Raw genomic sequence first — 25570 nt, 5'->3', positions numbered from 1 at the left:
CCCGAGCCACCGTTGCCGCTTGTGCTGGGGAGCGTCACCCCATCCCGGCGATCACGGAACCGTAACGGGCACGGGTGATCGACTCGGCATCGCGACACGCTGTGAGCGCCGAACGGCCTTCTGGCTACGGCGAGCGACGGCCGTCCGCGCCCAGAGCGAGGTCGGGCACGACGGGCGGCAGTTCACCGAGTCGGAAGACCCGTTCGGCGTTGCGCCCGGCGGTGTCCGCGAGTCGCTCGTCGGAGACCCCGCGCACCGCCGCGAGGCCACGGACGGTCCAGGGCAGGCAGTAGGGCTCGTTGGACCTGCCGCGGTGCGGGTGCGGCGTGAGGAACGGCGCGTCGGTCTCGACCAGCAACCGGTCCTCGGGCACCAGCGCCGCGGCCGCGCGCAGGTCGTGGGAGTTCTTGAACGTCACCGGCCCGGCGAACGAGAGCACGTACCCCGCGCCGACGCATTCGCGCGCCATCGCGGCGTCGCCGGAGAAGCAGTGGAAGACCACCGTCTCCGGGGCGCCCTCCTCCCGCAGCACGCGCAGCACGTCGGCGTGCGCGTCGCGGTCGTGGATCATCAGCGGCTTGCCGAGGCGTTTGGCCAGGTCGACGTGCCGCCGGAACCAGGTCTCCTGCGCCGCGGGCGGCGAGTGGTCCCAGTAGAAGTCGAGCCCCGTCTCCCCCACCGCGACGACCCGCGGATCGGCGGCCAGCCGCTCGATCTCGGCGAAGTCGGCCTCGGAGACGGCGGCCGTGCGGGTGGGGTGCAGCGCGACCGCCGCCGCGACCCGGGAGTCCGAGTTCGCCGCGGCCACGGCCCACCGCGCGGCGTCGAGGTCGTCGGCGATCGTCACGACGCGCGTGACCCCCACCGCCTCGGCCCGGTCCAGCGCCGCGGCGACGTCGTCGGTCGTGACGCAGCCGCACGCGTCGAGATGGGTGTGGGCGTCGACCGTCGGCGCCGGCAACGGCTCCGGCGGCTCGGGCCGGGGCCTGCGCCCGTACGGGCCGCTCACGCGGCTCGTGAGCGGCACTGGTCGCCATGGCGACCAGTGCCGCTCACGGGCGCTCGATCGGGGCCCACGACGGCCCGGTCTCGCCCAGCTCGGGGTCGAGCTTGGCGAAGATCGGCGTCGGCTTGGCCAGCGGGCGGCCGGTCTCGATCGGCGTGGACTCCCAGCGTGCCGACTCCGTCGCGTAGTCGCCGGTGAGGACCTTGTAGCCCGGGCCGTCGCCGAGGTCGTCGACGTCGCGGATCTCGGGCTGCGCCGCCCAGACGCCGGTGCCGCCGAGCGCCTCGTGGACCTGCTGCGCGGCGTGCGGCAGGAACGGCGTCAGCAGCGTGTTGGCGTCCTGCACGACCTGCAGCGCGGTGTGCAGGATCGTGTCCCGGCGCTCGGGGTCGTCCTTGCGCTTCCACGGCTCCTGGTCGGACAGGTACCGGTTCGCCGCGGTGACGACGCGCATCGCCTCGCCCGCGGCCTGCTTGAACCGGTTGCGCGCCAGCAGTCCGCCGACGGTGTCGAACCCGGCCCTGGAGACGGCGAGCAGCTCGGCGTCGGCCGCCTCGGGCGCCAGCGGCTTCGGGATCGCGCCGACGTTCTTGTGCGCCATCGAGATCGACCGGTTGACGAGGTTGCCCCACTCGTTGGCCAGCTCGAAGTTGGTGCGCCGGACGAACTCGTCCCAGGTGAAGTCGGTGTCCTGGTTCTCCGGGCCGGCGACGGCGATGAAATAGCGCAGCGCGTCGGGGCCGAACTCGCGCAGGAAGTCGCCGACGTAGATGACGCGGCCGCGGCTCGTCGAGAACTTCGAGCCGCTCATCGTCAGGTACTCCGACGACACGATCTCGCTGGGCAGGTTCAGCGTCCCGAACACGCCGGGCTCGCCGCCGCGGTCGCCCGCACCGTTCTGGCCCAGCAGCAGCGCCGGCCAGATGACGGAGTGGAAGACGATGTTGTCCTTGCCCATGAAGTAGTAGCCCTCGGCCGAGGGGTCGGTCCACCACTGCTTCCAGGCGTCGGGGTCGGGGCTGCGCCGGGCCCACTCCACCGACGCCGACAGGTAGCCGATGACGGCGTCGAACCACACGTAGAGCCGCTTCATCGGCTGGTCGCGCCAGCCGTCGAGCGGAATGGGCACGCCCCAGTCGAGGTCGCGCGTGATGGCGCGCGGCTTGAGGTCCTCGACGAGGTTCGCCGAGAACTTGAGGACGTTGGGGCGCCAGTCGGTCCGCGTCGACAGCCACTGGCCGAGCGACTCGGCGAACGCCGGCAGATCGAGGAAGAAGTGCTCGGTCTCGACGAACTGCGGGACCTCGCCGTTGATCTTCGACCGCGGGTTGATCAGGTCGGCCGGGTCGAGCTGGTTGCCGCAGTTGTCGCACTGGTCGCCGCGGGCGCCGTCGTAGCCGCAGATCGGGCAGGTGCCCTCGACGTAGCGGTCGGGCAGCGTCCGGCCCGTCGACGGGCTGATCGCGCCCATCGCCGTCTTCGAGACGACGTAGCCGTTCTTGTGCAGCGCCAGGAAGAGGTTCTGCACGACCTCGTAGTGGTTCGACGTCGTCGTCCGGGTGAAGAGGTCGTAGGACAGCCCGAGCCCCTGCAGGTCGCGGGTGATGACCTCGTTGTACTTGTCGGCGAGCTGGCGCGGGGTGAGCCCCTCGGCGTCGGCCTGCACCTGGATCGGGGTGCCGTGCTCGTCGGTTCCGGAGACCATGAGCACCTGGTCGCCGACCATCCGCCGGTAGCGGGAGAAGACGTCGGAGGGCACACCGAAACCGGAGACGTGGCCGATGTGCCGCGGGCCGTTGGCATAGGGCCACGCAACGGCGGTCAGCACGCGGGAGCTCATGTGGCCAGCGTATTCCCCGTCCCGACGGCGCTCGCGCCGCCGTCGGGTAAGCGGCGACCCGCGCCGGGACCGCCGGCGGACGGGGTCGGTGCGGTCAGATCCAGCCCCGGCGGGTGGCCTCGATCCCGGCCTGGAACCGCGTCTGCACACCCAGCACCGCGAGCAGCTCGGCGACGCGGCGGCTGTAGGTCCGCGGCGAGAGCCCGATCCGGCGGCAGGCGACGTCGTCGGGTTCCCCCGAGGCCAGGGCCGGTACCAGCGTCGCCAGCCGCCCAGGCAGCTCGGGTCCGGGGTCGGCCTCCTCGCCGGTCCCCCACAGCTGGCGGTGCACCGCGACCAGCGCGGCCACCAACACCGGGTCACGGACCAGGTGGAACCCGTCGGCGAGCACGGAATGGTCGGTGGCCAGGCACGCCACCTGCCGGTCGATGATCGAGATCTTGAACGGGATCGTCTCGACAACCCGCGCCTGCCCGCCCGCGCGGTGCACGATCGCGCCGAGGTCCCGATCGGCGGCCAGCCCGGCCCGCGTGGTCACCTGACGGATCGCCACCCCGCGTTCGGCCGCGGCGGTCAGGGTCTGGGGACCCAGCTCACGGATCCGGTCGGGCACGTCGGCCCGGATGAGGTTCGTCGTGTCGTCGCAGCTCAGGATCTCCCGCGCGGCGTTCGCGCGCAGCGACCGCAGCACCGACCACGTCCGGGTCCGTGCGCCCGTCACCATCCGCGTCGGCGGCACGGTGCCCGCACGTGCCCGGAACGCGGACTCGTCCAGCGCCGCTCGCACCCGATCGCGGATTCCGGCATCGTCCACGGTCCAGGCCCCCTCCCGCCGTAGCGGGATGGTAAGCACCCGAACGCTCGCCCGCCGTCCGTGGCGAGTACTCGCCGCGGGGTCGCGCGGCCCGCCCGGCATCCCGCAGCGTCGGAGCCGTGCACGAGGCGACGACCGAACTGGCCGGACTCGCCGACCTCGTCACGCCGCTGGCGTTGCGGGCGGCGGTGACGCTCGGGCTGCCCGCGGCCATCGGCAGCCGGTCGGTCGCCCTGGGGGCGCTCGCGGACGAGCTGGCGGTCGATCCGCCGGCACTGCGCCGGCTCGTCGGGTTCCTGGCCGCACGGGGGGTGGTGGCCGTGGACCCGGCGGGCACGGTGCGGCTCACGGCGATCGGGGCACCGCTGGCCGCAGCCGGCTCGGACTGGTCCACCAGGCTCGACTGGACCGGGGCAGGCGGGTACCTCGACCGCCGGTTCGCCGGCGGCATGCTCGCCGTGCTGCGCACCGGACGCCGTCCCGGTGACCCGTGGGCCGAGATCGCCGCCGACCCCGCGCTGGCGACGTCGTTCGACCTGCTCATGACCACGCGCGCGGCCGAGTGGGTGCCCGCCGTCGCCGGCCTCGACGTGTGGGCGGGCGCGCGCTGCGTCGTCGACGTCGGCGGGGGCCGCGGCCACCTCCTCGCGGCCCTGCTCACGCGATGGCCGGACCTGCGCGGCGTCCTCGTCGAACGGCCGGGGCCCGCCGCGGCCGCGGCCGACGCCCTCGGGCCGGAGCTCGCCCACCGGGTCGACGTCGTCGTCGGTGACTTCCGCGAGGCGCTCCCGCCCGGCGGCGACCGGTACGTGCTGGCCCACGTGCTGCACGACTGGGACGACGACACGGCCGCCACCGTTCTGCGGCGCGCCGCCGACGCGGCCACCGCGCCCGGTGCGAGGGTGCTCGTCGTCGAACGGCTCCTCGACGGCCCACCCGGACACCGTCGCGAGGTCACCCACCAGGACCTGCGGATGCTCGTGCTGTTCGGCGGCCACGAGCGCACCCACGCCGAGTTCACCGCGCTCGCCGCGACCGCCGGCCTGCGGGTGTGCGCGGCGCTGCCGACGTCGTCCAGCCGCCACGTCCTGGTCCTGCAGTCCTGCTGAGGAGGCTCCTCCATGCCCGCCCACGCTCCCCGTCGACGCCTGCTCGCCGGGCCGCTCCTGGTGTGCGCGCTCGCCGTGCTGGCCGCACTCGCGCCGACCGCGGGCCCGGCCGTCCGGACGGTCGGCGACTCCACGGCCGACAGCGGTGTCGACCCGCTCCTGGACCTGATCGTGACGCGCATCGAGACCGGGGACGTCGTCGCCCGCGCCAAGTGGGCCTCCCGCGGTCCGGTCGAGGACCCCGCGCGGGAGCAGGTCGTCCTCGACGCCGCCCGGGCCGGTGCCACCGGGCGCGGTCTCGACCCCGACGTCGTCGCCGCCGTGTTCGCGGACCAGATCGCCGCCAGCAAGGTCGTGCAGTACGGGCTGTTCTCGGACTGGACCGCCGAGCCGGCGGCCGCCCCCGCCCCCGGCACCGACCTCGCGACCGTCCGGCCCGTCCTCGACCGGATCACCACCGGGCTGCTCGACCAGCTCGCCGCGACCGCCGACCGTCGCGACGGCGCCGCGTGCGGCCGGACCGTGCAGGACGCCGCCCGGCACGCCGCCGTCCGGGCCGGGTTCGACGAGCTGCATCGCTCCGCTCTGGCCCGCGCCGTCCGGTCCCTCTGCACCTGACCCGGGGCGATGCCTGTCGCCGGCACGCGGACCCGACATACGGTGTTCGCGTGAACGTCGAGGTGACCCCTTTGCCCGGTATAGGTGTCCGGAAGGACTTCGCCATCCGCGCCGGCCGGCGCATCGGCGTCGTCACCCACCGGGACGGCAAGATCGAGCTCATCGTCTCCAAGTCCGACGATCCCGATGCCGCCCTCGCCTCCCTCCCGCTGACGATGGAGGAGGCCAGCGCACTGGCCAACCTCCTCGGCGCGCCGCAGCTCGTCGCGCAGCTCACCGAGGAGCACCGCGACCTCCCCGGCATCCACACCCGCCAGCTCCCGATCGGTGCCGGCTGCCCGTTCGACGGCCGGACCCTCGGCGACACCGCGTTGCGCACCCGGACCGGCGTCTCCGTCGTCGCGGTGATGCGGGCCGGGCAGGTGCACGCCTCGCCCACCCCGGACTTCACGCTGACCGCGGGAGACCTGCTCGTCACGGTCGGGACGGCCGAAGGGCTGGACAACGCCGTCAAGATCCTCAAGCGGGGCTGATGAACCACACCGCGCTCGAACTCCTCGAACTCGGTGCGATCTTCTTCGGGCTCGGCCTGCTCGGCCGGCTCGCCCACCGCATCGGCCTCTCCCCGATCCCGCTCTATCTGCTCGGCGGTCTCGCGTTCGGCCAGGGCGGGCTCGTACCGCTGGGCGACATCGGCGAGTTCACCTCGCTGGCCGGTGAGGTCGGCGTCGTCCTGCTGCTGCTGCTGCTCGGCCTGGAGTACTCGGCGTCGGAGCTGATCACCGGGATGCGCCGGTCCTGGACCGCGGGCGTGCTCGACATCGTGCTCAACGCCGCACCCGGCGTGGCCGTCGCGCTGCTGCTCGGCTGGGGCCCCGTCGGCGCGATCGTCATGGGTGGCGTCACCTACATCAGTTCGTCGGGGATCGTCGCCAAGGTCCTGGCCGAGCTCGGCCGCATCGGTAACCGCGAGACGCCGGTCGTGCTGTCGATCCTGGTGTTCGAGGACCTCGTCATGGCCCTCTACCTGCCGATCCTCACCGCGATCCTCGCCGGGGTCAGCTTCCTCGGCGGGCTCACGGCCGTCGGCATCTCGCTGCTGGTGATCACCGTCGTGCTGGTCGTCGCACTGCGCTACGGACGGTTCGTCTCGGCGATCGTCGACAGTCCCGACCGCGAGGTCTTCCTGCTCAAGGTGCTCGGGGCGGCCCTGCTGGTCGCCGGGTTCGCGTCGGCGATGCAGGTCTCCGCGGCGGTCGGGGCGTTCCTGCTCGGCATCGCGATCTCCGGATCGACCGCCGAGAACGCCACGAAGCTCCTCGAACCGCTGCGCGACCTGTTCGCGGCGGTGTTCTTCGTCGTCTTCGGGCTCAACACCGATCCCAGGTCCATCCCGCCGGTGCTCGGGTTCGCGGTGGCGCTCGCCGTCGTGACGACGTTGACGAAGATCGGTACCGGATGGTGGGCCGCGCAGCGACAGGGGATCGGGAAGCTGGGCCGGGCGCGTGCCGGTGCCGCGCTCGTCGCGCGCGGGGAGTTCTCGATCGTCATCGCCGGGCTCGCCGTGGGGTACGCCGCGGTACCGGCCGACCTGGCCGCGCTCACCACGAGCTACGTCCTGATCATGGCCGTGATGGGCCCGATCGTGACGCGCTACGTGGAGCCCGTGGCCCGCAGGCTCACCCGCATCGGCGGGAGCCGCGGCGTGGACACGACCGTGCCGCCGCCGAGCGCCGCGGAAGCGGCCGTACCGCCACCGGACGCCACCGCTCCCGCGCCGGACGCCGCCGCGGAACCGACTGCTCCGCCGCCGAGCTCGGCGGGGGAGCGCTCGTGACCCGACGCCGGCCCGCGGCCGGCCCGACGCCGGCCCGCGGCTACGTGCGGGCGGCGAGTGCCGCGTTGTAGAGGTCGCGTTTGGACGTGTTCGTCGCCGCCGCGACGGCGGCGACGGCGTCCTTCAGGCGCTCCCCGTCGTCCACCCGTGCCTGTACCTCGGGCACGAGCGACTCGACCGACGGCGCCTCGGCGGCGTCGGCCCCCGCGAGCACGACGGTGATCTCCCCGCGCACCTCGCCCGCCGCCCACTCCGCGAGCTCGGCCAACGAGCCCCGGACGACCTCCTCGTAGCGCTTCGTCAGCTCCCGGCACACCGCGGCGGCCCGGTCCGGGCCGAGGACGTCGACGGCCTCGCGCAGGGTGTCGGCGAGCCGGTTCGGTGAGTCGAAGAAGACAACGGCCCGGCGCTCGACCGCGAGCGTCGCCAGCCAGCGACGGCGCTCACCGGAGCGGCGCGGGGCGAAGCCGTCGAAGCAGAACCGCTCGCAGGGCAGCCCCGACAGCACGAGCGCGGTGGTCACCGCCGACGGCCCGGGCAGGCAGGTGACCGGCAGGTCCTCGGCGGCCGCGGCGGCGACGAGGCGGTAGCCCGGATCGGAGACGGCGGGCATGCCCGCGTCGGTGACGACGAGGACGGTGCGGCCCGCGCGCACGTCGTCGAGCAGCCGCGGCAGCCGGGCGGCCTCCACGGCGTCGTAGTGGCTGACGACCTTTCCCGACACCGTGACGTCGAGCGCGGCCGCCAGCGCGCGCAGCCGGCGGGTGTCCTCGGCGGCGATCACGTCGGCGTCGGCGAGCGCGTCGCGCAGGCGCACCGAGGCGTCCTGGGCGTCGCCCAGCGGGGTCGCGGCGAGGACCAGACGGCCCGCCGGGGAATCGGCGCTCATGCCGAGAGCCTACGATCGGCCCGCGTGGGGGGTCGCGGGGAAGGAGCCGTCCTGACGGCGAGTCCGGAGGTCATCGGGACACCGCCGCCGTTGCGTACCCCGCCCTCGCCCGATCCCCGGCGCCGGCTCGGCGTCGACGGTCTCGACGACAGGCTGCGCGGCTGGGTCGTCACGATCGTGCTCGGCGTGCTGGGCGGCGTGCTCCGCTTCGCCGGCCTGCGCTACCCCACCGACCAGGGCACGCCCGTCTTCGACGAGAAGCACTACGTCCCGCAGGCGTGGCAGATGCTGCAGAACGGCGGCGTCGAGGACAACCCCGGCTACGAGCTCACGGTTCACCCCCCGCTGGCCAAACAGCTCATCGCGATCGGTGAGTGGATCTTCGGCTACGACAGCCTCGGCTGGCGCGTGGCGGCCGCGGCGGCGGGCACCCTGTGCATCGTCCTGATCATCCGCGCGGGCCGCAGGCTGACGCGGTCGACGCTGCTCGGCGGGGTCGCCGGCCTGCTACTGATCTGCGACGGGCTCAGCCACGTGCAGTCGCGCATCGGGATGCTCGACGTCTTCTCCGCGCTGTTCGTCCTCGCCGCCTTCACCACGATGCTGCGCGACCGCGACGACGTCCGGGCCCGGATGGCCGTCGTGATGGCCGAGGGCCGCGTCGACGACACGGTGTACGGCCCGCGACTCGGCTTCCGCTGGTGGCGCTTCGGCACCGGCGTGCTGCTCGGGATGGGCTGCGCGGTCAAGTGGTCCGGCGTCTACTGGGTCGTCGGGTTCGCGGTGCTGACCGTGCTCTGGGACGTCACGGCGCGACGTGCCGCCGGGGTGCAGCGGCCGTGGGTGGGCACGGTGCGTCGCGACCTGCTGCCCGCGATCTGGGCGCTCGCGCTCGTCCCGTTCCTGACCTACCTCGCGTGCTGGTGGGCGTGGTTCGGCAGCGAGACCTCGACCGACCGGCACGCCGTCGGCATCGCCGTCGGCACCGGTGGCCCGTTCTCGTTCGTGCCCGACGCGCTGCGCTCGCTCTGGTACTACAGCGGCAAGGTGCTCGCCTTCCACGAGAGCCTCGACACCCCGCCGGGCAACCCGCACCCGTGGGAGTCCAAGCCGTGGACATGGCCGATGGGCCTGCGCCCGATGCTCTACTACTACGCGGGCGGCTCCGACGTCACCGGCTGCGGCGAGAGCGAGTGCGTGTCCGCGGTGATGCTGATCGGCACCCCCGCCCTGTGGTGGCCGGCCCCCGTCGTCGGGGCGTGGGCGCTGTGGCGAGCGGTCACCCGGTTCGACTGGCGCTATGTCGCCGTCCTCGTCGGCTACGGCGCGGGCTTCCTGCCGTGGTTCCTCAACCTCAACCGGCAGATGTACTTCTTCTACATGGCGCCGGTGGTGCCGTTCCTCGTACTGGGGACGGTGCTGGTCATGGGCGAGGTCCTCGGCCGGGCGCGGGCACAGCGGGAACGACGGCAGACCGGGCTGCTGGTCGTCGCACTGTGGGTGGGGCTGATCGTCGCCAACTTCGCGTGGCTCTGGCCGATCCTCGACGGCGTCGCGATCACGCAGAGCCAGTGGCAGGCCGAGCTATGGCTCCCGTCCTGGCGCTGATCCCGCCCACGCGACTCAGTGCTCCGCGGGGAGGGTGAACAGCCCGTCGCGCTTCAGGGTGCCGACGACCAGCCACGACTCCGCCGACGTCACCCGCTCCAGCCAGGCCGCCGAGGTGAGCAGGTCGTGCAGGGCGTCGACCGTCGGGAGCGCGACCTCGGCGACCAGCTGCCTGTCGCCCGACACGGCGCCCGCATAGCGCACCGACGGCTCCCGGCACAGCGCCGTCGCGACGGCCTCGACGTCGCGCGGGGCGCAGCGCACCGACACGATCGCCCGGACCGCGAACCCCAGCAGCGCCGGGTCGACCACGACGCGCAGCCGCAGCCCGCCCTCCCGGCGCAGCCGCTCCACCCGCCTGCGCACCGCCGAGGCCGACAGGCCCGTCACACCGGCGAGCTCGTCGACATCGCGGCGGCCGTCGTGGGACAGGGCCGCGAGCAGCAGCGCATCGAGCCGGCTGACGTCCTTCGTCTCGCCGAACGGCGCGTACTCCGGGGGTGGATCGACGTCGACGAGTGCCTCGTGCTCGGCCTCGGTGAGCAGCCCCGGCCGCCACTGCGCCGAGGTGCGGACCGTGCGCAACACCGTCCACACGGTCGATCCCGCGAGGCCGGGCAGCAACGGCAGCTCGTCGAGCACGACGGTGGGCAGCCTCCCGGGCTCGCAGTCGATCTCGGCGAGGCAGCCGAACGGGCCGGCCAGCACGTGGGCGAACCGGGTGTCGCGACGGTTGGCCAGTGCCAGCGCACCGATCCGCTCCTTGCCCGGCTCGCAGCGCAGCGCGACGAGCGCGCCGGGCGGCGGCGGCGGCGCGCCGGTCACGCGGACGACGCCGTCGGCCAGCAGCTCCGACCCGTGCCGCGCGACGACGCCCTCGGGCTCACCCAGCGCGGCGGCGATGCGCTCCCAGGAGGCACGGCCGTCGACCTGCAACGCCCCCACGATGCGACGGTCCAGCGGGGCCAGGGTGCCCGTCACCTACACCCCGCCGTCCATGTCGTGCCCGTTCGCCGAGATCATCCTGCCGGATGACGCAGCGTCGGTGCTGCCGCCCGGCGTCCCCCGTAGGCGGTAGCCCGACGGGGTCAGCAGCCGTCGAGTCGCAACGGTCTGTGTACCGGATCCACTGCGAGAGTAAGGGAGTCGTAACGGGAGCGGTAGCCGCAACCGGGCCCCGCGACGACCTCGACCTGCTGGTCGGCCGCCGGATCGCCATGGAACCGCACCTGCGCGGGCGGCGAGCCCTCGGCCAGGCCCTGCCACACCAACGAGTCCTGCTCCAGCGGACCGGATCCGCGCCGCAGATGCACGGAGTAGACGGTGTCGACGAACGCGTGGCCCTCGACCACGACCAGCCGGTAGTTCCCGGCCGCGACCGTGGTCACGTCGCGCTGCGGGCCGGAGAACCGCAGCCCGACGATCGCCGCCGCGCACCACCCCACGAGTATCAGCGTGCCCAGCACCGCGGTGACGATCCGGTTGGCCCGCCGCCGCGGCACGACGGCCGCCGCCGCGGTGACCAGGGCGATCGTCAGTCCGACGAGAACCGCCGTCGCCGGACCGCCCCAACGCAGGTGGAACGGGTTGACCGCCGCGAAGGCCGCGAGAGCCGCCGCCACCAACGCGCAGATCGCGCAGACCATCGACCGCCGACGGACCGGACCCACCTCCCGGGATGCGCACGGCCGCCCCCGCGACGCCGCGGGCCGACCGTACCGGGTCCGAAGTGCTGCGCGGCAACGGGTCCAGCGCCGACGCGCCGATTCCGATCAGGCCCCGGACGAGGAGCCGGGACCCGGTGAGTGGCGGATCATGGAGAAGGCCGGGTCCAGGATCAGCCGACCACGGCGAGGGTCCCGCGGAGGCGAACCGAGCGGGACCTGCGGCCTCCGCCCGACAGACGCCCGGGACAAGAACAGGACCGGTGCCCCGCGACATTCGACCCGAGCGGGTGTACGCGGACCCCGCGGAGAACACAAGATCGACGCTGAGACGACCACTGTGGAGGGTTGAGCAAAGGCCCGTCGCTCGACGACAACGCCGCGAACCCCCGGCACGAGCGGCGGCAAGCCCGGCCCAAGGCGAACACAGATCCGCACAAGGCCGACCACGGTGAGCCGAAGCCCTGCTCATCGAGCTGCGGGCTCCCCCGGACAGACCCGAGCGAGCGAAACCGGCCCACCGAACAACACAAGTCCGAAACCGACCCGACCACAGCTGGGGTCCGAGGGGCCTGCGAGCTCCGCCCGGACAGACCCGAGCAACAGAAACCGGACCCACCGAAGAACACAAGATCCGAAACCGAGCCGACCACAGCGGGGGCCCGGGGGGCGAAGCCCCGCCGGGCGGGGCCTGGGGGCTGCGCCGCCAGAAAACACGCGGAACGAAGAATGGAAGCGGGGAAACCCGCGAACACGGCAGGGAGAGTGGAGCTGGTGCGCCGGCTCGGGCTGAACCGGCCCGTTGTGGTCGGGCAGTCGTTCGGTGGCATGCTGGCCGCCGAGCTGGCCTCGTTCTTCCCCGGGCTGCCGGAAAAGCTGGTGCTGCTCGACCCGATCGGCCTGTGGCGCGAGGAAGCCCCGGTCGCCAACTGGGTCGCGACCCCGCCGGATCAGCTGCCGGCCCTGCTGTTCAAGGACCCGTCGAGCCCGGCGGCGCGGGCGATGCTGACACTGCCCGATGACGAGGAGGCCGCCCGCGCGGCCACCGCCGGCATGGTCTGGGCGCTGGGTTGCACCGGCAAGTTCGCCTGGCCGATCCCCGACCGCGGGCTGCGCAACCGGCTGCACCGGGTCACCGCGAGCACCCTGATCGTGTGGGGCGAGGACGACGCGCTCGTTTCGGCCAGCTACGCCGAGGACTTCGCCGGCCTCATCGCCGACAGCAAGGTCGCCATCATCTCCGACAGCGGGCATATCCCGCAGGTGGAGCAGTTCGAGCGCACCGCGGCCGCGGTGGACGAGTTTCTGGGCTGAGAAAAGGAGAGTCGCCATGACTACCGAAATACACACCCCGACCGCGGTGGAGTCCGGCAGCTCGGCAACCGAGGCGTTCCGCAAGAGCCTGGCGCGGCACGGAACCGCGGACACCGACCGGGAGCGGATCGACACGTTCGCCAGGGACGTGCTCGGTCGCATCCACGATGCGATCCGTGCGCACAACATGACCTACCCCGAGTACCAGGCGGTCAAGCAGTGGCTCATCGATGTCGGTGAAAGCAAGGAATGGCCGCTGTTCCTCGATGTGTTCGTGGAGCATGTGGTCGAGGACGTGGCGAGCCAAGACCACCATGGCACCAAGGGAAGCATCGAAGGCCCGTACTACCTGCCAGATCAGGTGATGCTGCCGGCGAAGGCCACGCTGCCCATGCGGCAGGAGGAAAGGGCACCCCGCTGGTCTTCTCCGGTCAGGTACGCACTCTCGAAGGCACCCCGATCCCCGGGGCCGAGCTGGACATCTGGCAGGCCGACGCGGACGGCTACTATTCGGGGTTCGCGTCCACGATCCCGGACGGGAACCTGCGTGGTGTCGTTGTCGCGGACGGCGATGGCAGGTTCGAGATCACCACGGTTCAGCCGGCGCCCTACGAGATCCCGAAGGACGGGCCGACCGGGAAGCTGATCGCCGCCGCGGGCTGGCACGCCTGGCGCCCGGCACACCTGCACCTCATGGTGCGCGCGCCCGGACATCGGACGGTCACCACGCAGCTGTACTTCCGTGGTGGTCAATGGCTCGACAGCGATATTGCGCAGGCCACGAAGCCGGAACTGGTGTTGGACCCGCAGCCGGACGCCGACGGGGTGCTGCACCAGGACTACGACTTCGTACTCGATCCGGCCTGAACCTTCCTGCCACCGCACAACAGAGGAGAAACCCTGTGAACACGGCTCGCATCGAGTCGGTGACCGCGGACATTGTGGACATCCCACTTCGAAGGCTGCACAAGTTCTCGGTGACACAGATCGACCACCAGAGCGTGGTGCTCGTCCGGGTGCGAACCGTGGACGGTGCCGTCGGGATCGGCGAAGGTGTCGTTCCCGGCGGCCCATGGTGGGGCGGGGAATCGGTGGAGACGATGAAGGTCGTCATCGACCGGTACCTCGCGCCACTGCTCGTCGGTCGGGACGTCGCCGAGGTGCCGGCCTTGCGCGCCACCATGGACCGGCTGGTCGCGGAGAACCGGTTCGCCAAGGCCGCGGTGGAGGTGGCGCTCTTCGATGCCTGGGGCAGGACCGTCGGGTTGCCGGTGTACGCGCTGCTCGGCGGGCTCGCGCAGGACCGTGTCCCGGTCACCTGGGCGCTGGGTGCCGCCCGGCCGGACGAGATCATCGAGGAGGCCACCGGCAAGCTGGATGCCGGGAAGCACGCCAGTTTCAAGCTGAAGATGGGTTCGCAGGATCCGGAGGCCGATGTCGAGCGGATCGAAAAGGTCGCCTCGGCGCTGGCTTCCCGGGCGAGCCTGCGGGTGGACATCAATGCGGCATGGGACGAGCTGACCGCCACCCGCTACCTTCCGCGGCTGCAGGCCGCCGGCGTCGAGCTCATCGAGCAGCCGCTGCCGGCCTGGGACATCGACGGGGCGGCCCGGCTCGCCCAGCTCCTGGAGATCCCGATCATGGCGGACGAGAGCCTGCGCAGCGAACAGGACGCGCTGCGCATCGTCAAGGCCAACGCGGCGGACATCTTCTCGCTGAAGGTCACCAAGTCCGGCGGTTTCACGGTGACCCAGCGGATCGCCGCGGTCGCCACCGCGGCCGGGATACCGTGCCACGGCGGCACGGCCATCGAATCGCCGATCGGCACGGTCGCCGGGCTGCACCTGTGCTGCGCCACCCCGTCGGTGACCTTCGGCAGCGAACTGTTCGGGCCGCTGCTGATGGCCGAGGAGCTGCTCGTCGAGCCGCTCGACTACCGGGACGGGCACCTGCACGTACCGCACGGTCCCGGCCTCGGGGTGACACTCGACGAGGAGAAGGTGCGCCGACTCACCCGGGGATGAGCAGGTGTGATCCGGCTGCTCCCGCAGGGAACGCGGGAGCAGCCGGACCGCTTTCGGCGCTTGGCGCCCTCCGTGTCCGGTCGTGGCTTGCCGGCATCCGGCCGATCCGCATGCACCCGGCCGATTCGGGGGTGGTGACCACGTGTCCGACGATGGTGACCGGGTGTCCGGCGTCGGTGAGCGGGTGTCCGACGTTGGCGACCACGTGTCCGGCGCCGGTGACTGGGATTCCCGATCGGACAGCGGGAGAATGCATCAACGTTGCTCGGCGTGGAGTGTTAGAAGGGTGGTGGTTCGTTGTCGGGCTTGGCGTCGGGCGCGGGTTCGGGTGTGGGTGCAGGTGGTGTGCGGGTTTTGTCTGATTCGCTGGGTTTGCGGCGGCGGGCTTCGGCATCGACCCGCCCATAGGTCGCCGCCCCCACCGCCACCGGTTGGTCTGAGGTGAGGGTGACCATGCCCTCGCCCTGGTCCATCAACTGGACGTCGCGGCCGTGGCGGCGGGCGGGGTCGACTGGCGTACCGCCCGTTGGGTGGATTTCCGCAACGAGCGCCGGTACTTAGGGTGACCGGGCATGCGATCCGGTGGGAATTCGCGCCACCAGCCACCCCGCCATGATGAGCATACGAGCGCGAATCCCCACCGGTGCGCCGAAGGCGTGCCCGAAACTCAACCATCCCTCTCCCAGAACGCCGATACCGCCTGGCACCCGACGTCCGGTGCAACGCCTCGCCCCACGGCCAATCCCCGCCAACGGCGATCCAGTCGGAATCCGCACGAACTCAGCAGGAATCCACATCATCGCGGTCCCCGGCCAGCCGTAATGTCGATCAGTGCCGCACGGGATGGGGTGCGCACCGGGAACCTGCATGGGGAGGAATGCGGTGATTGGACTACCGGTCGAGCTCGAATTGCCTGCTCAGGCGGCTAGGGCGAGCGCTGAGCGATACGGCGCGGCGCTGGTAGCTCCGGTCGAGCCGCACGTGGCGACGGAGGTGGTCCCGACCGGGCCGTACGCAGCGGCGCTGGTACCTGCAGGTGAGCGGTACGGCGTGGCACCGGCCTCGGCCCAGCCGCGTGGTGGGGCGCTGGTAGCTCCGGCCGAACCGAGCGCGGTATCGCTGGCCCCCGCCGAGTCGCACGCGGCACTGGCCCCGGCCGAACCGAGCGCGGCACTCGCAGCCCAGTCGGCTACTCCTCGATCGGACGCCGGGCTCGATGATCGACACCACGGGAGATGCCGACATGACCGAAATGCTTCGTCAGCTCGACGAGATCCACACCTCGGGTGACCTGCTCACCGAGATCCGATCCCGTGCCCCGGAGCTCGGCGGCAATAACGGGGGATGGCCAGGGCTGACGTTCTATCGTTTCACGCACCCGGCCGCGCCGAAGTGGGCCGAGGTCAAGTCGCTGTCGCTGTGCATCATCGCGCAGGGGCGCAAATGCGTCACGGTCGACGGGCAGCAGTACTTCTATGACCCGTTCAACTACCTGGTGCTGAGCAGCAGCCAGCACTTCCAGGCCGAGATCCTCGAAGCCACCCCGGCCAAGCCCTTCCTGTCCTTCGTCCTGCAGATCGATCCCACCCTGGTCCGGCGGGTGTCGTCGGACATCCTCGACCGCCGCACCACGACCTTCGGGCGGCCGGTGGAGAGCAAGCCGGAGCGCGCGTTCGTCACCGCGCTCGACCGTAACCTGATGGGCGCGGCGATGCGGTTCCTCCGTGCGACGCACACCGGGGCCGACCGGCGGGTGCTGGCGCCGGTCTACCTGCAGGAGATGGTCTACCGGGTGCTGCAGGCGGAGCAGTACTCCCGGCTGCTGGAGATCGCCGCCACCCAGGCCGCCAGCAACCCGGTCAGCGAGGTCATCTCCTACGTGCGGAAGAACATGTCCGAGCCCCTGACGGTGAGCGACATGGCGGAGCAGGTTTCACTCAGCCCGTCCGCGTTCTCTCATCTCTTCCGCGACGTCACGGGTAAGTCGCCTTACCAATTCGTGAAAGAGATGCGGCTCAACCGCGCGCGGGAGTTGCTGATCGAGAACAAGCTGAGCGTAACGCAGATCTCGCGGGCGGTCGGCTATTCGAGCGCATCCCATTTCATCAATGAGTTCCGCGACCGGTTCGGCGCGACCCCGCGTGCGTACTGCGATCTGCAGTCGCTCAGTCATGAGCTGCGAATCCAGAAGGGCTGACGACGAGAGGCCGTGCTCGTGGGGCGGCAGGGTGCCCCACAAGCACGGCCTCGTGACGGCGGAAGCGATCCGCGTTACTTCGCGGTTTCCAGCACCGCGCTGTGCGCCTTGACGAGCTGGTCCGCCAGCGGCTCGGAGGCCGCCGGATTCTGTCCGGTGTAAAGGTTCCCGTCCACCACCACGTGCGGTTCCCATGGGCCGCCACTCTTCTCGAACTTGCCGCCGCTGGCGATGAGCCGGTCTTCCAGCAGCCACGGGGCCTTGTCGGCGAAGCCGACCTGCCCCTCCTCGACATTGCTGAAGCCGGTGACCCGACGGCCCGCGAACAGCCAGTTTCCGTTGTCGTCCTTGGCCGGCAACAGGGCGGCCGGGCCGTGGCAGACGGCCGCGACCGCTTTCCCGGCGTCGGTGAAGTTGCGGACGAGCGCGCCGAACTTCTCCGACACGGCAAGATCCTCCATCGGCCCGTGTCCACCGGGGACGAACACGAAGTCGAAGTCGCCGGCGTCCACTTCGTCCAGATCCACCGGCGAGTTGAGCTCGGCGGCGACGCTGTCGAGGTATGCGCGGAATCGCTTGCCCGGCTCTTCCGAACCCCCGTTCATGGCCGCGGTGAAACCGGCTTCGTCCGCCGTCGGGACGGCGGCGCCAGGGGTGGCGATCGTGATGTCGAAACCGGCGGCGCGGAAGACCTGGTGCGGAACGGCCAGCTCCTCGGGCCAGAAACCGCAGGAGTGCCGGGTGCCGTCGGCCAGCGTCCAGTAGTCCTTTCCGGACACTGCGAACAGTACGCGCGTCATGGAATGCCTCTCTGCGTCGGATGTGATGAGGTTTCCGCGGCGCCACGCACGCGGAAACATGCTATGACCCTAATCGCGGCGAACCTGAACGGTCAGCTCCTTCGGCTGAATCTTGCAGAGATCAGCAGGAATCCACACACCCATCCCAACCGTGTCGGAATCCGCACAACTCTCGTAGGAATCTTCGATGCGAGCCGGATCACACGCTGGGTACCGTTCCGCCACGGTCTTCGATAACCAGCCGTTCACCTGGAGTTGACATGCCGCGTATCGCTTACCTGGTCTCGAGTGCTCGCGAGATCGAACTCGCAGACGGCACACTGCATCCCACCGGTTACTTCGCCGAAGAAGCCTTGAAACCGTACGAACGGTTTGTTGCCGCGGGCGCCGACGTCGTAGTGGTCACCCCGGACGGCCGCGAGCCTTTCGCTGACCCGTACGGGCTCGAGAACTTCTTCCACTATCCCGAAGAGGACCAGGACTACTTCGCCTCCGTCACCCGTACGTTCCACCAGGATCCCGACGACGTCCGGGTGACGCTGCACCATATGACCGAACAGGGTCTGGTCGCGGCGCGCCGGATCGCGGCGCGACTCAAGGAGCGCGGGATGTCGGCGAGCGACGCGCATGCGCTGGTCAGCAAGGCGGCGAAGATCGCGTGGCGGGAGGACCGCCAGCTGATCGACGTGATGGTGGAGGAGGGTATCGACGGCGGTCTGTCCCGTGCGGAGATCCAGGCGGCCGTCGACGAGCTCGACGAGGCGAGCCGGGCGCTCGCCGCGGAGCGCCGCAGGCGACTCGATGCCATTCCGGGCTTCCGCAATCCCGTTTCCCTGGCCGATCTGACCGACGAGCAGCTCGCCGAGTTCGATGCCGTGTTCGCCCCAGGCGGGCACGGGCCGATGGTCGACCTCGCAGACAACCCGCACGTCGCCCGCCTGCTGACGATCCTGCACGAGAAGACCGCGCCGATCGCCTCGCTGTGCCACGGCCCCGCCCTGCTGCTGTCCGCGCCGGAGCGGGAAGACGGGCAGTGGCTGTTCGACGGCTACCGCATGACTTGTTTCACCGACGAGGAGGAGGACCAGACGGCCCCCGGCAAGCTCGGGTTGCCGTGGTACGTGGACACCGCACTGAAGAACGCCGGCGCGGTGTTCGACGACGGCCCGGCCGCGTGGGTCTCGCATGTGGTGGTCGACCGCAATCTGATCACCGGTCAGAACCCCGCATCGACCGAGGCCACCGCGGACGCTGTCCTCAAGGCACTCCAGATCCGATGAAGCTCTTCAAACGCAAGTCGATTCCCCGTGAGGAGCAAGGGATTGTGAACACTACGCCGGAACAGACCGTCAGGGCATTCCTCAACGCATTCCAGCTCAGGGATGTCGAGGCAGCACTGTCTGTTGTGGACAAGTCAGTCCGAGTGGAGATCTTTCCCCTCGATGTCCGAGAAGGCGGCTTCGACGACATCCGCACCGCGCTGACGGACATCGTCACCGCATTCCCCGATCTGCACCTGGTGATCAAGGACGTCATCGAAACCGGCTCGGTGGTCACAGCGGAACTCAAGGTCGAGGGCACCCAGGCCGCGGACTACGCCGGCGCGGTCAACCAGGAGAAGCACCTGGACGTCGACCAGGCGTGGCGGTTCACAGTGGACGGTGACCACATCGTCGGAATCCACGTCTACTGGTGCCAGAACCAGCTCTACCGCCGCCTTGCCGTGAAACGACTCGACCAGATCGCGATTGTGTGAGGACTCCCATGACTACCACGGAACCAGCAACCCGAGAGCTCACGTCCCCCGCCGATGTGGTCGCCGCGTTCTTCGAGGCGTACTCGCGCCACGACGTCGAGACGATGACCGAGATGTGCACCGACAACGCCGACTTCTCCTATATCCCGTACGAGGTGTGGGGCAAGCAGCGGGTGCTGCGCGGGGACGGCAAGGTGCGCACCGTCGGCAAGGTCATCTGGAGCGGCCTGATCAACTCCTTTCCCGATCTGTTCAACGTGGTCCACAGCATCGACGCCAATGACAAGGGCGATGTCGTTGTGATGTGCGACATCGGCGGAACACAGCAGTCCCCGTGGGGGTTCGCCGCACCGAAGGGTGGCAGGTTCAGCGAGCCACACCTGTTCATCTTCCACGTCGACGAGAACGGCCTCATCGACAAGATCAAGGCTTACTGGAATGGGGCCGGAATCAATCGCCAGCTCGGCCACCTCGAAGTCGACTGACAATCCCCTTCTTGCACAGCGCAGTGAAAGGAATCTCGGAGAAATGACCTTGCTGAAACGCGAAGAGTGGCAGCACTTCGTTCGTGACGTCGACTGGACCTTCCGCTACGTTGACGACGAGGCGGTGTTCCCGGAGTGGCACAGCGGTACCGGCAAGGTGCCGCGTGAGGCGTGGTTGTCCTGGGAGGAGAACTACAAGGTCACCTACCCTGAGTACGTCGCGACACAGCGTGAGAAGGAAGCCTCGGCGTACGCGGTGAAGGCGGCGCTGCAGCGGTCCACCGCCTTCGACAACCTGGACGAGGGCTGGAAATCCTCCACCAAGATGCACTTCGGCGGGGTGGCCCTCGTCGAGTACGCCGCGGTCCTCGGCGAGCTGAAGATGGCTCGGTTCGGCCTCAACGGGGCCTGGCGCAACATGGCGACCTTCGGTCAGCTGGACGAGCTGCGCCACGCGCAGATCACCACCTTCTTCGGGCACGAGTTCGTCGGCAAGGACCCGCAGTACGACTGGACGCAGAAGACCTTCCACACCAACGACTGGGTGCCGATCGCGCTGCGGAACCTCTTCGACAACATGATGATCTCGCCGAACGTGGTCGACCTGGCGATCGAGCTGCCGTTCACCTTCGAGACCGGCTTCACCAACCTCCAGTTCGTCGCGCTGTCGGCCGACGCGCTGGAGTCCGGCGACGTCAACTTCGCGAACATGATTTCGTCGATCCAGACCGACGAGGCCAGGCACTCCCAGCAGGGCGGGCCGACCATGGAGATCCTGGTCGAGCACGACCCGGTGCGCGCGCAATGGGTTATCGACCGCAGTTTCTGGGGTTCCGCTCGCGCGTTCGCCGCGCTCACCGGCCCGGCGATGGACTACTACACCCCTCTGGAACACCGGAAGCAGTCCTACCGGGAGTTCATGGAGGAGTGGATCATCGACCAGTTCATCCACACCATCGAGGACTACGGGCTGAAGAAGCCCTGGTTCTGGGACGAGTTCATGCGTGGCCTGGACACCTGGCACCACGGGCTGCACATGGGCCTGTGGTACTGGCGCCCGACCCTGTGGTGGCGGCCGAAGGCCGGGGTCAGCAAGGACGAGCGCGAGTGGCTGCAGGAGAAGTACCCCAACTGGGAGAAGGTGTACGGCGGCAAGTGGGACACCATGATCGACAACATCAACGCGAACAACGTCGAAGCGACGCTGCCCGAGACGTTGCCGTGGTTGTGCAGCATGTGCCACCTGCCGGCGTGCAACGCCACCCAGTCGCGCGACGGCACCTGGCGGGTGCGTGACTGGTCCCTGTCCTACGGCGGGAAGACCTATCACTTCTGCACCAACGCGTGCCGCCAGATTTGGTGGAAGGACCGTGACAACGTCAACCACGAGACGCTGATCGATCGCTTCCTGGCCGGCCAGATCCAGCCGATGGACGTCGGCGGCATCCTCAACTACATGGGGATGACCCCGGACGTGATGGGCGACGACCCCGACTACGCCGCATGGACCAAGGACTACACCGGCCGGCCGGCGACCGGGCTCGCGCTGAGCACGGCGAAGGGTGACCAGTCATGACCGAGAATGCCACGGTGGAGCTCCCCATCGAGGACCAGGCGCCGCAGGTGGTGCCGCTGAACGCGGTCTTCGCCGACGACTTCGTGCAGATCCTGGTGCCGGTGACCACCGCAGACACCGTCCGCGAGGTCGCGGCCGCGGTCGCGCACCACGTCGAGGGCAAGCGGGTCCGCGCCCTGCCCTACGAGAAGGTCGTCTTCCACAACGGCAGGCGCCTGCCACCGGAGATGACCGTCGCCGAAGCGGGCATAGCGCCGCTGGATCACGTCCGCGTCGAGTACGACATCCCGAAGGGCAAGTCATGAAGAATCCTGTCGGGCCGATCCTGCGGATGGGCGACGAGGTCGAGCAGATCATCGCCGCCATCGAAGACGACAACCCGGACCACGAGATCGAGGTCATCGACCGCGGCTCGTACATCCGGGTGCAGGGCGAAGATCGCCTGGTCGTCACCCAGGACACGCTCCGCGCCTACCTCGGCGCGGACTACGAGATCCGCACCTTCGAGTCGATGATGTCGTCCTTCAACGGCCGCATCACCACCACGAGTGACTCGATCACCTGGGAGAAGGTGTCGGCGAAGAAGAACGCCTTGGCGAGGGAAGGAGCGCGGTCATGACCGGTCAGCCGAGGAAGGCGCGCCCGCGCCGGACCTTCAGCGCATTCGGCGACGTGCGCCGGATGCCGAGCGAGTACGAGATCGTGACGCACGGGCAGAACTGGACGATGCGTGCCAACCGCCCGTCGGCGTTCGAGCACAACCCGTCGTCCCCGCCTAACCTGTGGTTCCTCACCTACCGGGAGAACTCACCGCTCAAGGCGGAGGACTGGGAGCAGTTCCGCGACCCGGACTCGATGACGTACAAGACCTACGTCAACCTGCAGGCCGAAGCCGAGACCAAGACCGCGGGCGTGCTGGAGGAGTTCGCCGAGGCGAACGCGGACTCGGCGCTCACCCCCGGCCAGGTCGCGCTGCTCGGGTCGATGTTCACCCCGTCCCGCTACCTCCTGCACGGATGCCAGCAGGTCGAGGCCTACATCGGCTACATGGCGCCGACGTCGTACGTCACCAACGCGGCCAGCTTCGCGACCGCGGACTACCTGCGCCGGGTGACCCTCACCGCGTACCGAACCCGGGAGCTGCAGCTCGCCCACCCGGACTCGGGCATCGGCACCGCCGAGCGCGGGATCTGGGAAAACGACGAGGCATGGCAGCCGGCACGGCAGGCGATCGAGAAGGCACTGATCGCCTACGACTGGGGTGAGGCGTTCACCGCGCTCAACCTGGTGCTGGCACCGACCATCGATGACGTGCTGGTCCGCCAGTTCACGGAGGTCTCGCGCGACAACGGCGACCAGCTCTCCTGGTTGCTGCTGTCCTTCCTGCAGGCGGACAACGATCGCCGCAACCGGTGGAGCGCCGCGCTCGCGGGCTTCTGCCTGCAGCAGAAACCCGAAAACGCCGACGTGCTCCGTCGCTGGATTGCCCGCTGGACCCCGGTCGCGGACGCGGCGGCACACGGGCTCGGCAGGTTACTGGAGACCCGGCCGGAGCACGGTCGAGCGGCCGACGAGGTCGCGGCCGGGGCCAAGGCGGCGCGGGAAGCCTTCCACGCGCGACTGTTCGAGGGGCTGGAGGCGGCCGGAGAAGGGAAGAGGGCAGGGTGATGAGCAGCGCAATAACCGGGCAGTGGCAGGAAGCCATGCATCTCGACGACCTCTGGGAAGGCGAGATGGAGGGCGTCGAGATCGACGGCAAGAAGGTCCTGCTCGTCAATATCGACGGTGAGGTCCGGGCGTACAAGAACCGGTGCCCGCACCAGGCGTGGGCCCTCGACGAAGGCGACTTCGACGGGCAGACCATCACCTGCGTGCGCCACATGTGGACGTTCGACGCGCTCAGCGGCAAGGGCACGAACCCGGACAACTGCGAGCTGATCACCTACCCGTGCCGGGTCGAAGAGGACGGCACGATCCTGGTGGACGTCGGATGAGCACCCGGCGTCATGTGCTGGTGGGGGGCGGGGTCGCGGCCGCGGCCACCGCCACCCACCTGCGCAAGCACGGATTCGACGGTGAGATCGTGCTGGTCGGCGACGAGCCACAGCCGCCGTACGAGCGGCCGCCGCTGTCCAAGGACTTCCTGCTCGGGACCACCGAATTCGAGGAGTTCCAGGTGCGGCCGCCGGCCTGGTACGACGAGCAGTCTGTCGACCTGCGCGTCGGCATCAGGGTGACCGCGATCGATGTGCCGGGGCGGTCGGTGACCTTGTCCACCGGCGAGCGGCTCGGGTACGACGGGCTGGTGCTCGCCACCGGGGTGCGGCCACGGCGGCTGCCCGGGTTCGACGGCGACCGGGTGCACTACCTGCGGACCGCCGCGGACTCGCAGCGGCTTCGCGCGCAGCTGGCCGAGTCCGAGCGGGTGGTGGTCATCGGCGCGGGTTTCATCGGGTGCGAGGTGGCCGCGGCGGCGGTCGGGCTCGGCAAGCAGGTGACGATCTTCGATCCGGCGCCGACCCCACTGGCGCGGGTGCTCGGCGCCACGATCGGCTCCGTGATGACCGGGATCCACCGGTCGCGCGGGGTGCAGATCCGGGCGGGGGAGTACATCAGCGAGCTCCGGCACACCGGGGACGGGATGCTGCTGACCTCCAACCTCGGCCACCGGGTCGAGTGTGACCTGGTGGTGGTGGGGATCGGCTGTGAACCCAATGTCGAACTCGCCGCCGAGGCCGGCCTGGCGACGGACGGCGGGATCGTGGTCGACGAGTACGGGCGGACCTCGGCGCCGGATATCTACGCGGCAGGCGACGTGGCAGCGCAGTATCACCCGGTCTACGGCAGGACGATCCGGGTGGAGCATCACGACAACGCCCTGCGCCAGGGCGCCAATGTGGCACTCAATCTGACCGGCTCGGCGGAGCCGTTCGCCGAGGCGCACTGGTTCTGGTCGGATCAGTACGAGCACAGCCTGCAGTCGGTCGGCCGGCCGGCCGACCTCGAAGACCTCGTCATCCGCGGCTCGTTGGAGGACCACGACTTCTCGGCGTTCTCCCTTGTCGACGGCCGGATCCAAGCGGTGATCTCCCTCAACCGCCCCCGAGACGTGCTTGAGGTGCGGCGGATGCTCTTTGCGCCGCACGAGGTGACCGCCGAGCAACTGCGCGACGAATCGGTACCCCTCAAGCGGCTGATACCGCGGTCGCCGAGGGCCACCGCCCGAGCTTGAGCCGCCAGTGTCGGAGAAGGAGTCACCATGACCACGATGGGAATACTGGCCGTCCGGGAGCAGCAGGCGCGGGTCGTCGCGGACGAAGCCCGCGTCGCGCTCGAAGCGGTCCGAGGGTTGCCGGCCGTCAAAGCGGTGGCCAAGCTCAGGCTCGGACCAGGACGGACCTGCGAACCGGTCGCGCGGGTGATCGACAAGGCGCTCGCGCGGGCGGACGCGGCGGGTATCGCGGCGGACCAGCTGGTCGTCGCGGGTGGATCGGCCGAACCGGCGGAGGACATCGTTCGCGTCCGGCGCAAGGCACACGGCATCGCGGACTGGATCAGCAGCCCCACCGCCGATGTGTCCGTCGAACTCCAGCCGGCCGGGCTGTACGTCACTCAGGCGGGCACTGCTCCCGCGCCGCCCGATCGACCCGGCACCACGGCGAGCCCGCAGGCGAGCGCGTACCAGGACGTCACACCGAACCCGATGGCCGAGACCGTCCGCGAGGCGCTGTACGAGGTGATCGACCCGGATCTCGGGGTCAACATCGTCGACCTGGGGTTCGTGCGCGACGTCGTGGTCGACGACAACGGGGTCGCGACCATCACCATGACGCTCACCTCGGCGGCCTGCCCGCTGACCGAGGTGATGGAGGATCAGATCCGCACCGTGCTGCTGACCGACAACGGCGGCCTGGTTTCGGACTTCCTCGTCGAATGGGTGTGGGTGCCGACCTGGCGGCCCGCGGACATCAGTGCCGAAGGCCGCGAGCAGCTGCGGGCAATCGGCTTCACCAATTTCTGATCTTGCGCAGGA

25 protein-coding genes and 1 pseudogene are annotated in these 25570 nt (G+C 70.2%); 19 read left to right on the top strand and 7 right to left on the bottom strand.

Going from position 1 to position 25570, the window contains the following annotated elements; translation table 11 throughout:
* Positions 1-124 precede the first annotated feature (124 nt).
* The 3 genes from PSED_RS04275 to PSED_RS04265 all read right to left on the bottom strand — a co-directional run bounded on the left by PSED_RS04275 (position 125) and on the right by PSED_RS04265 (position 3660).
* On the bottom strand, positions 125-1009 hold the full coding sequence (locus PSED_RS04275) for a TatD family hydrolase (protein WP_049803606.1): 885 nt from the start codon (positions 1007-1009) through the stop codon (positions 125-127).
* A gap of 43 nt (positions 1010-1052) precedes the next feature.
* On the bottom strand, positions 1053-2846 hold the full coding sequence (gene metG, locus PSED_RS04270; protein WP_013673029.1) for a methionine--tRNA ligase: 1794 nt from the start codon (positions 2844-2846) through the stop codon (positions 1053-1055).
* A 94-nt stretch (positions 2847-2940) separates the two neighbouring features.
* Positions 2941-3660, bottom strand: coding sequence for a helix-turn-helix domain-containing protein (locus PSED_RS04265; protein ID WP_013673028.1), 720 nt, complete (start codon positions 3658-3660; stop codon positions 2941-2943).
* 119 nt (positions 3661-3779) lie between these two features.
* Between PSED_RS04265 and PSED_RS04260 the strand changes: the two genes are divergently transcribed.
* The 4 genes from PSED_RS04260 to PSED_RS04245 are packed head-to-tail and all read left to right on the top strand — an operon-like array spanning position 3780 to position 7224.
* Positions 3780-4769, top strand: a complete 990-nt coding sequence (locus PSED_RS04260) for a methyltransferase (RefSeq protein WP_013673027.1) — start codon at positions 3780-3782, stop codon at positions 4767-4769.
* A gap of 12 nt (positions 4770-4781) precedes the next feature.
* A complete protein-coding gene (locus tag PSED_RS04255) occupies positions 4782-5387 on the top strand; it encodes a chorismate mutase (protein WP_013673026.1) in 606 nt (201 codons plus the stop codon).
* A gap of 50 nt (positions 5388-5437) precedes the next feature.
* Complete coding sequence (locus PSED_RS04250) at positions 5438-5920, top strand: cation:proton antiporter regulatory subunit (RefSeq protein ID WP_013673025.1); 483 nt, start codon at positions 5438-5440, stop codon at positions 5918-5920.
* Complete coding sequence (locus PSED_RS04245) at positions 5920-7224, top strand: cation:proton antiporter (RefSeq protein WP_013673024.1); 1305 nt, start codon at positions 5920-5922, stop codon at positions 7222-7224. Before PSED_RS04250 ends, PSED_RS04245 begins: the two co-directional genes overlap by 1 nt.
* A gap of 40 nt (positions 7225-7264) precedes the next feature.
* Here PSED_RS04245 and rsmI read toward each other — a convergent pair whose 3' ends face one another.
* Positions 7265-8113 carry a 16S rRNA (cytidine(1402)-2'-O)-methyltransferase gene (gene rsmI / locus PSED_RS04240; protein ID WP_013673023.1) on the bottom strand — a complete coding sequence of 283 codons (849 nt, stop codon included), beginning with the start codon at positions 8111-8113 and terminating at the stop codon, positions 7265-7267.
* Positions 8114-8137: 24 nt separating this feature from the next.
* On the opposite strand from rsmI, the gene PSED_RS04235 reads away from it, so the two are divergent.
* Entirely contained in the window at positions 8138-9721 is a 1584-nt protein-coding gene (locus tag PSED_RS04235) for a dolichyl-phosphate-mannose--protein mannosyltransferase (protein WP_013673022.1), read from the top strand.
* Positions 9722-9736: 15 nt separating this feature from the next.
* Here the strand turns inward: PSED_RS04235 and PSED_RS04230 are convergent, their stop codons facing one another.
* On the bottom strand, positions 9737-10702 hold the full coding sequence (locus tag PSED_RS04230) for an Lrp/AsnC family transcriptional regulator (RefSeq protein ID WP_013673021.1): 966 nt from the start codon (positions 10700-10702) through the stop codon (positions 9737-9739).
* A 107-nt stretch (positions 10703-10809) separates the two neighbouring features.
* Positions 10810-11391 (bottom strand): hypothetical protein, encoded by a 582-nt coding sequence (locus PSED_RS04225; RefSeq protein ID WP_143770354.1) that lies wholly within the window; start codon positions 11389-11391, stop codon positions 10810-10812.
* A 759-nt stretch (positions 11392-12150) separates the two neighbouring features.
* Here PSED_RS04225 and PSED_RS04220 point away from each other — a divergent pair.
* The 4 genes and pseudogenes from PSED_RS04220 (at position 12151) to PSED_RS04205 (ending at position 16920) form a co-directional block, all read left to right on the top strand.
* Positions 12151-12699 (top strand): alpha/beta fold hydrolase, encoded by a 549-nt coding sequence (locus PSED_RS04220; RefSeq protein WP_202946350.1) that lies wholly within the window; start codon positions 12151-12153, stop codon positions 12697-12699.
* A gap of 16 nt (positions 12700-12715) precedes the next feature.
* Positions 12716-13566 (top strand): annotated as a pseudogene (gene catA / locus PSED_RS04215) (catechol 1,2-dioxygenase).
* 35 nt (positions 13567-13601) lie between these two features.
* Positions 13602-14723 carry a muconate cycloisomerase family protein gene (locus PSED_RS04210; RefSeq protein ID WP_013673018.1) on the top strand — a complete coding sequence of 374 codons (1122 nt, stop codon included), beginning with the start codon at positions 13602-13604 and terminating at the stop codon, positions 14721-14723.
* A 1216-nt stretch (positions 14724-15939) separates the two neighbouring features.
* Positions 15940-16920, top strand: coding sequence for an AraC family transcriptional regulator (locus PSED_RS04205; RefSeq protein ID WP_143770351.1), 981 nt, complete (start codon positions 15940-15942; stop codon positions 16918-16920).
* A gap of 74 nt (positions 16921-16994) precedes the next feature.
* Here the strand turns inward: PSED_RS04205 and PSED_RS04200 are convergent, their stop codons facing one another.
* Positions 16995-17720 carry a type 1 glutamine amidotransferase domain-containing protein gene (locus PSED_RS04200; protein ID WP_013673016.1) on the bottom strand — a complete coding sequence of 242 codons (726 nt, stop codon included), beginning with the start codon at positions 17718-17720 and terminating at the stop codon, positions 16995-16997.
* A gap of 260 nt (positions 17721-17980) precedes the next feature.
* Here PSED_RS04200 and PSED_RS04195 point away from each other — a divergent pair, with 260 nt between their 5' ends.
* From PSED_RS04195 to PSED_RS04150, 10 genes are read left to right on the top strand one after another with little or no spacing between them, the layout of a single operon-like run.
* Positions 17981-19000 (top strand): DJ-1/PfpI family protein, encoded by a 1020-nt coding sequence (locus tag PSED_RS04195; protein WP_013673015.1) that lies wholly within the window; start codon positions 17981-17983, stop codon positions 18998-19000.
* Complete coding sequence (locus tag PSED_RS04190) at positions 18997-19476, top strand: nuclear transport factor 2 family protein (RefSeq protein WP_013673014.1); 480 nt, start codon at positions 18997-18999, stop codon at positions 19474-19476. The genes PSED_RS04195 and PSED_RS04190 overlap by 4 nt, the downstream gene beginning before the upstream one ends.
* Before the next feature lie 8 nt (positions 19477-19484).
* The gene (locus tag PSED_RS04185; protein WP_013673013.1) at positions 19485-19961 is read left to right on the top strand and encodes a nuclear transport factor 2 family protein; all 477 of its coding nucleotides are present in this window, start codon (positions 19485-19487) and stop codon (positions 19959-19961) included.
* A gap of 43 nt (positions 19962-20004) precedes the next feature.
* Positions 20005-21537, top strand: a complete 1533-nt coding sequence (locus PSED_RS04180; RefSeq protein WP_013673012.1) for a ferritin family protein — start codon at positions 20005-20007, stop codon at positions 21535-21537.
* A complete protein-coding gene (locus tag PSED_RS04175; protein ID WP_013673011.1) occupies positions 21534-21842 on the top strand; it encodes a toluene-4-monooxygenase system B family protein in 309 nt (102 codons plus the stop codon). Before PSED_RS04180 ends, PSED_RS04175 begins: the two co-directional genes overlap by 4 nt.
* Positions 21839-22156: an MmoB/DmpM family protein gene (locus PSED_RS04170; protein ID WP_013673010.1), complete on the top strand. Its 318-nt coding sequence runs from the start codon at positions 21839-21841 to the stop codon at positions 22154-22156. Before PSED_RS04175 ends, PSED_RS04170 begins: the two co-directional genes overlap by 4 nt.
* The gene (locus tag PSED_RS04165; RefSeq protein ID WP_013673009.1) at positions 22153-23205 is read left to right on the top strand and encodes a ferritin family protein; all 1053 of its coding nucleotides are present in this window, start codon (positions 22153-22155) and stop codon (positions 23203-23205) included. Before PSED_RS04170 ends, PSED_RS04165 begins: the two co-directional genes overlap by 4 nt.
* Positions 23205-23531 (top strand): Rieske 2Fe-2S domain-containing protein, encoded by a 327-nt coding sequence (locus PSED_RS04160; protein WP_013673008.1) that lies wholly within the window; start codon positions 23205-23207, stop codon positions 23529-23531. Before PSED_RS04165 ends, PSED_RS04160 begins: the two co-directional genes overlap by 1 nt.
* A complete protein-coding gene (locus tag PSED_RS04155; protein ID WP_013673007.1) occupies positions 23528-24769 on the top strand; it encodes an NAD(P)/FAD-dependent oxidoreductase in 1242 nt (413 codons plus the stop codon). Before PSED_RS04160 ends, PSED_RS04155 begins: the two co-directional genes overlap by 4 nt.
* A 27-nt stretch (positions 24770-24796) precedes the next feature.
* Positions 24797-25558, top strand: a complete 762-nt coding sequence (locus tag PSED_RS04150; protein ID WP_013673006.1) for an iron-sulfur cluster assembly protein — start codon at positions 24797-24799, stop codon at positions 25556-25558.
* The last annotated feature ends 12 nt before the right edge of the window (positions 25559-25570 follow it).

Source organism: Pseudonocardia benzenivorans CB1190 (assembly GCF_000196675.2).
Taxonomy (GTDB): domain Bacteria; phylum Actinomycetota; class Actinomycetes; order Mycobacteriales; family Pseudonocardiaceae; genus Pseudonocardia; species Pseudonocardia benzenivorans.
This window is presented reverse-complemented; position numbering and strand designations above follow the sequence as displayed.

Bases quoted from the DNA above. Each gene is read 5' to 3' on its own strand.
- metG (WP_013673029.1), bottom strand. From the start codon at position 2,846: ATGAGCTCCCGCGTGCTGACCGCCGTTGCGTGGCCCTATGCCAACGGC.
- PSED_RS04255 (WP_013673026.1), top strand. From the start codon at position 4,782: ATGCCCGCCCACGCTCCCCGTCGACGCCTGCTCGCCGGGCCGCTCCTG.
- PSED_RS04245 (WP_013673024.1), top strand. From the start codon at position 5,920: ATGAACCACACCGCGCTCGAACTCCTCGAACTCGGTGCGATCTTCTTC.
- rsmI (WP_013673023.1), bottom strand. From the start codon at position 8,113: ATGAGCGCCGATTCCCCGGCGGGCCGTCTGGTCCTCGCCGCGACCCCG.
- PSED_RS04205 (WP_143770351.1), top strand. From the start codon at position 15,940: ATGATCGACACCACGGGAGATGCCGACATGACCGAAATGCTTCGTCAG.
- PSED_RS04200 (WP_013673016.1), bottom strand. From the start codon at position 17,720: ATGACGCGCGTACTGTTCGCAGTGTCCGGAAAGGACTACTGGACGCTG.
- PSED_RS04195 (WP_013673015.1), top strand. From the start codon at position 17,981: ATGCCGCGTATCGCTTACCTGGTCTCGAGTGCTCGCGAGATCGAACTC.
- PSED_RS04190 (WP_013673014.1), top strand. From the start codon at position 18,997: ATGAAGCTCTTCAAACGCAAGTCGATTCCCCGTGAGGAGCAAGGGATT.
- PSED_RS04185 (WP_013673013.1), top strand. From the start codon at position 19,485: ATGACTACCACGGAACCAGCAACCCGAGAGCTCACGTCCCCCGCCGAT.
- PSED_RS04180 (WP_013673012.1), top strand. From the start codon at position 20,005: ATGACCTTGCTGAAACGCGAAGAGTGGCAGCACTTCGTTCGTGACGTC.
- PSED_RS04175 (WP_013673011.1), top strand. From the start codon at position 21,534: ATGACCGAGAATGCCACGGTGGAGCTCCCCATCGAGGACCAGGCGCCG.
- PSED_RS04170 (WP_013673010.1), top strand. From the start codon at position 21,839: ATGAAGAATCCTGTCGGGCCGATCCTGCGGATGGGCGACGAGGTCGAG.
- PSED_RS04165 (WP_013673009.1), top strand. From the start codon at position 22,153: ATGACCGGTCAGCCGAGGAAGGCGCGCCCGCGCCGGACCTTCAGCGCA.
- PSED_RS04160 (WP_013673008.1), top strand. From the start codon at position 23,205: ATGAGCAGCGCAATAACCGGGCAGTGGCAGGAAGCCATGCATCTCGAC.
- PSED_RS04155 (WP_013673007.1), top strand. From the start codon at position 23,528: ATGAGCACCCGGCGTCATGTGCTGGTGGGGGGCGGGGTCGCGGCCGCG.
- PSED_RS04150 (WP_013673006.1), top strand. From the start codon at position 24,797: ATGACCACGATGGGAATACTGGCCGTCCGGGAGCAGCAGGCGCGGGTC.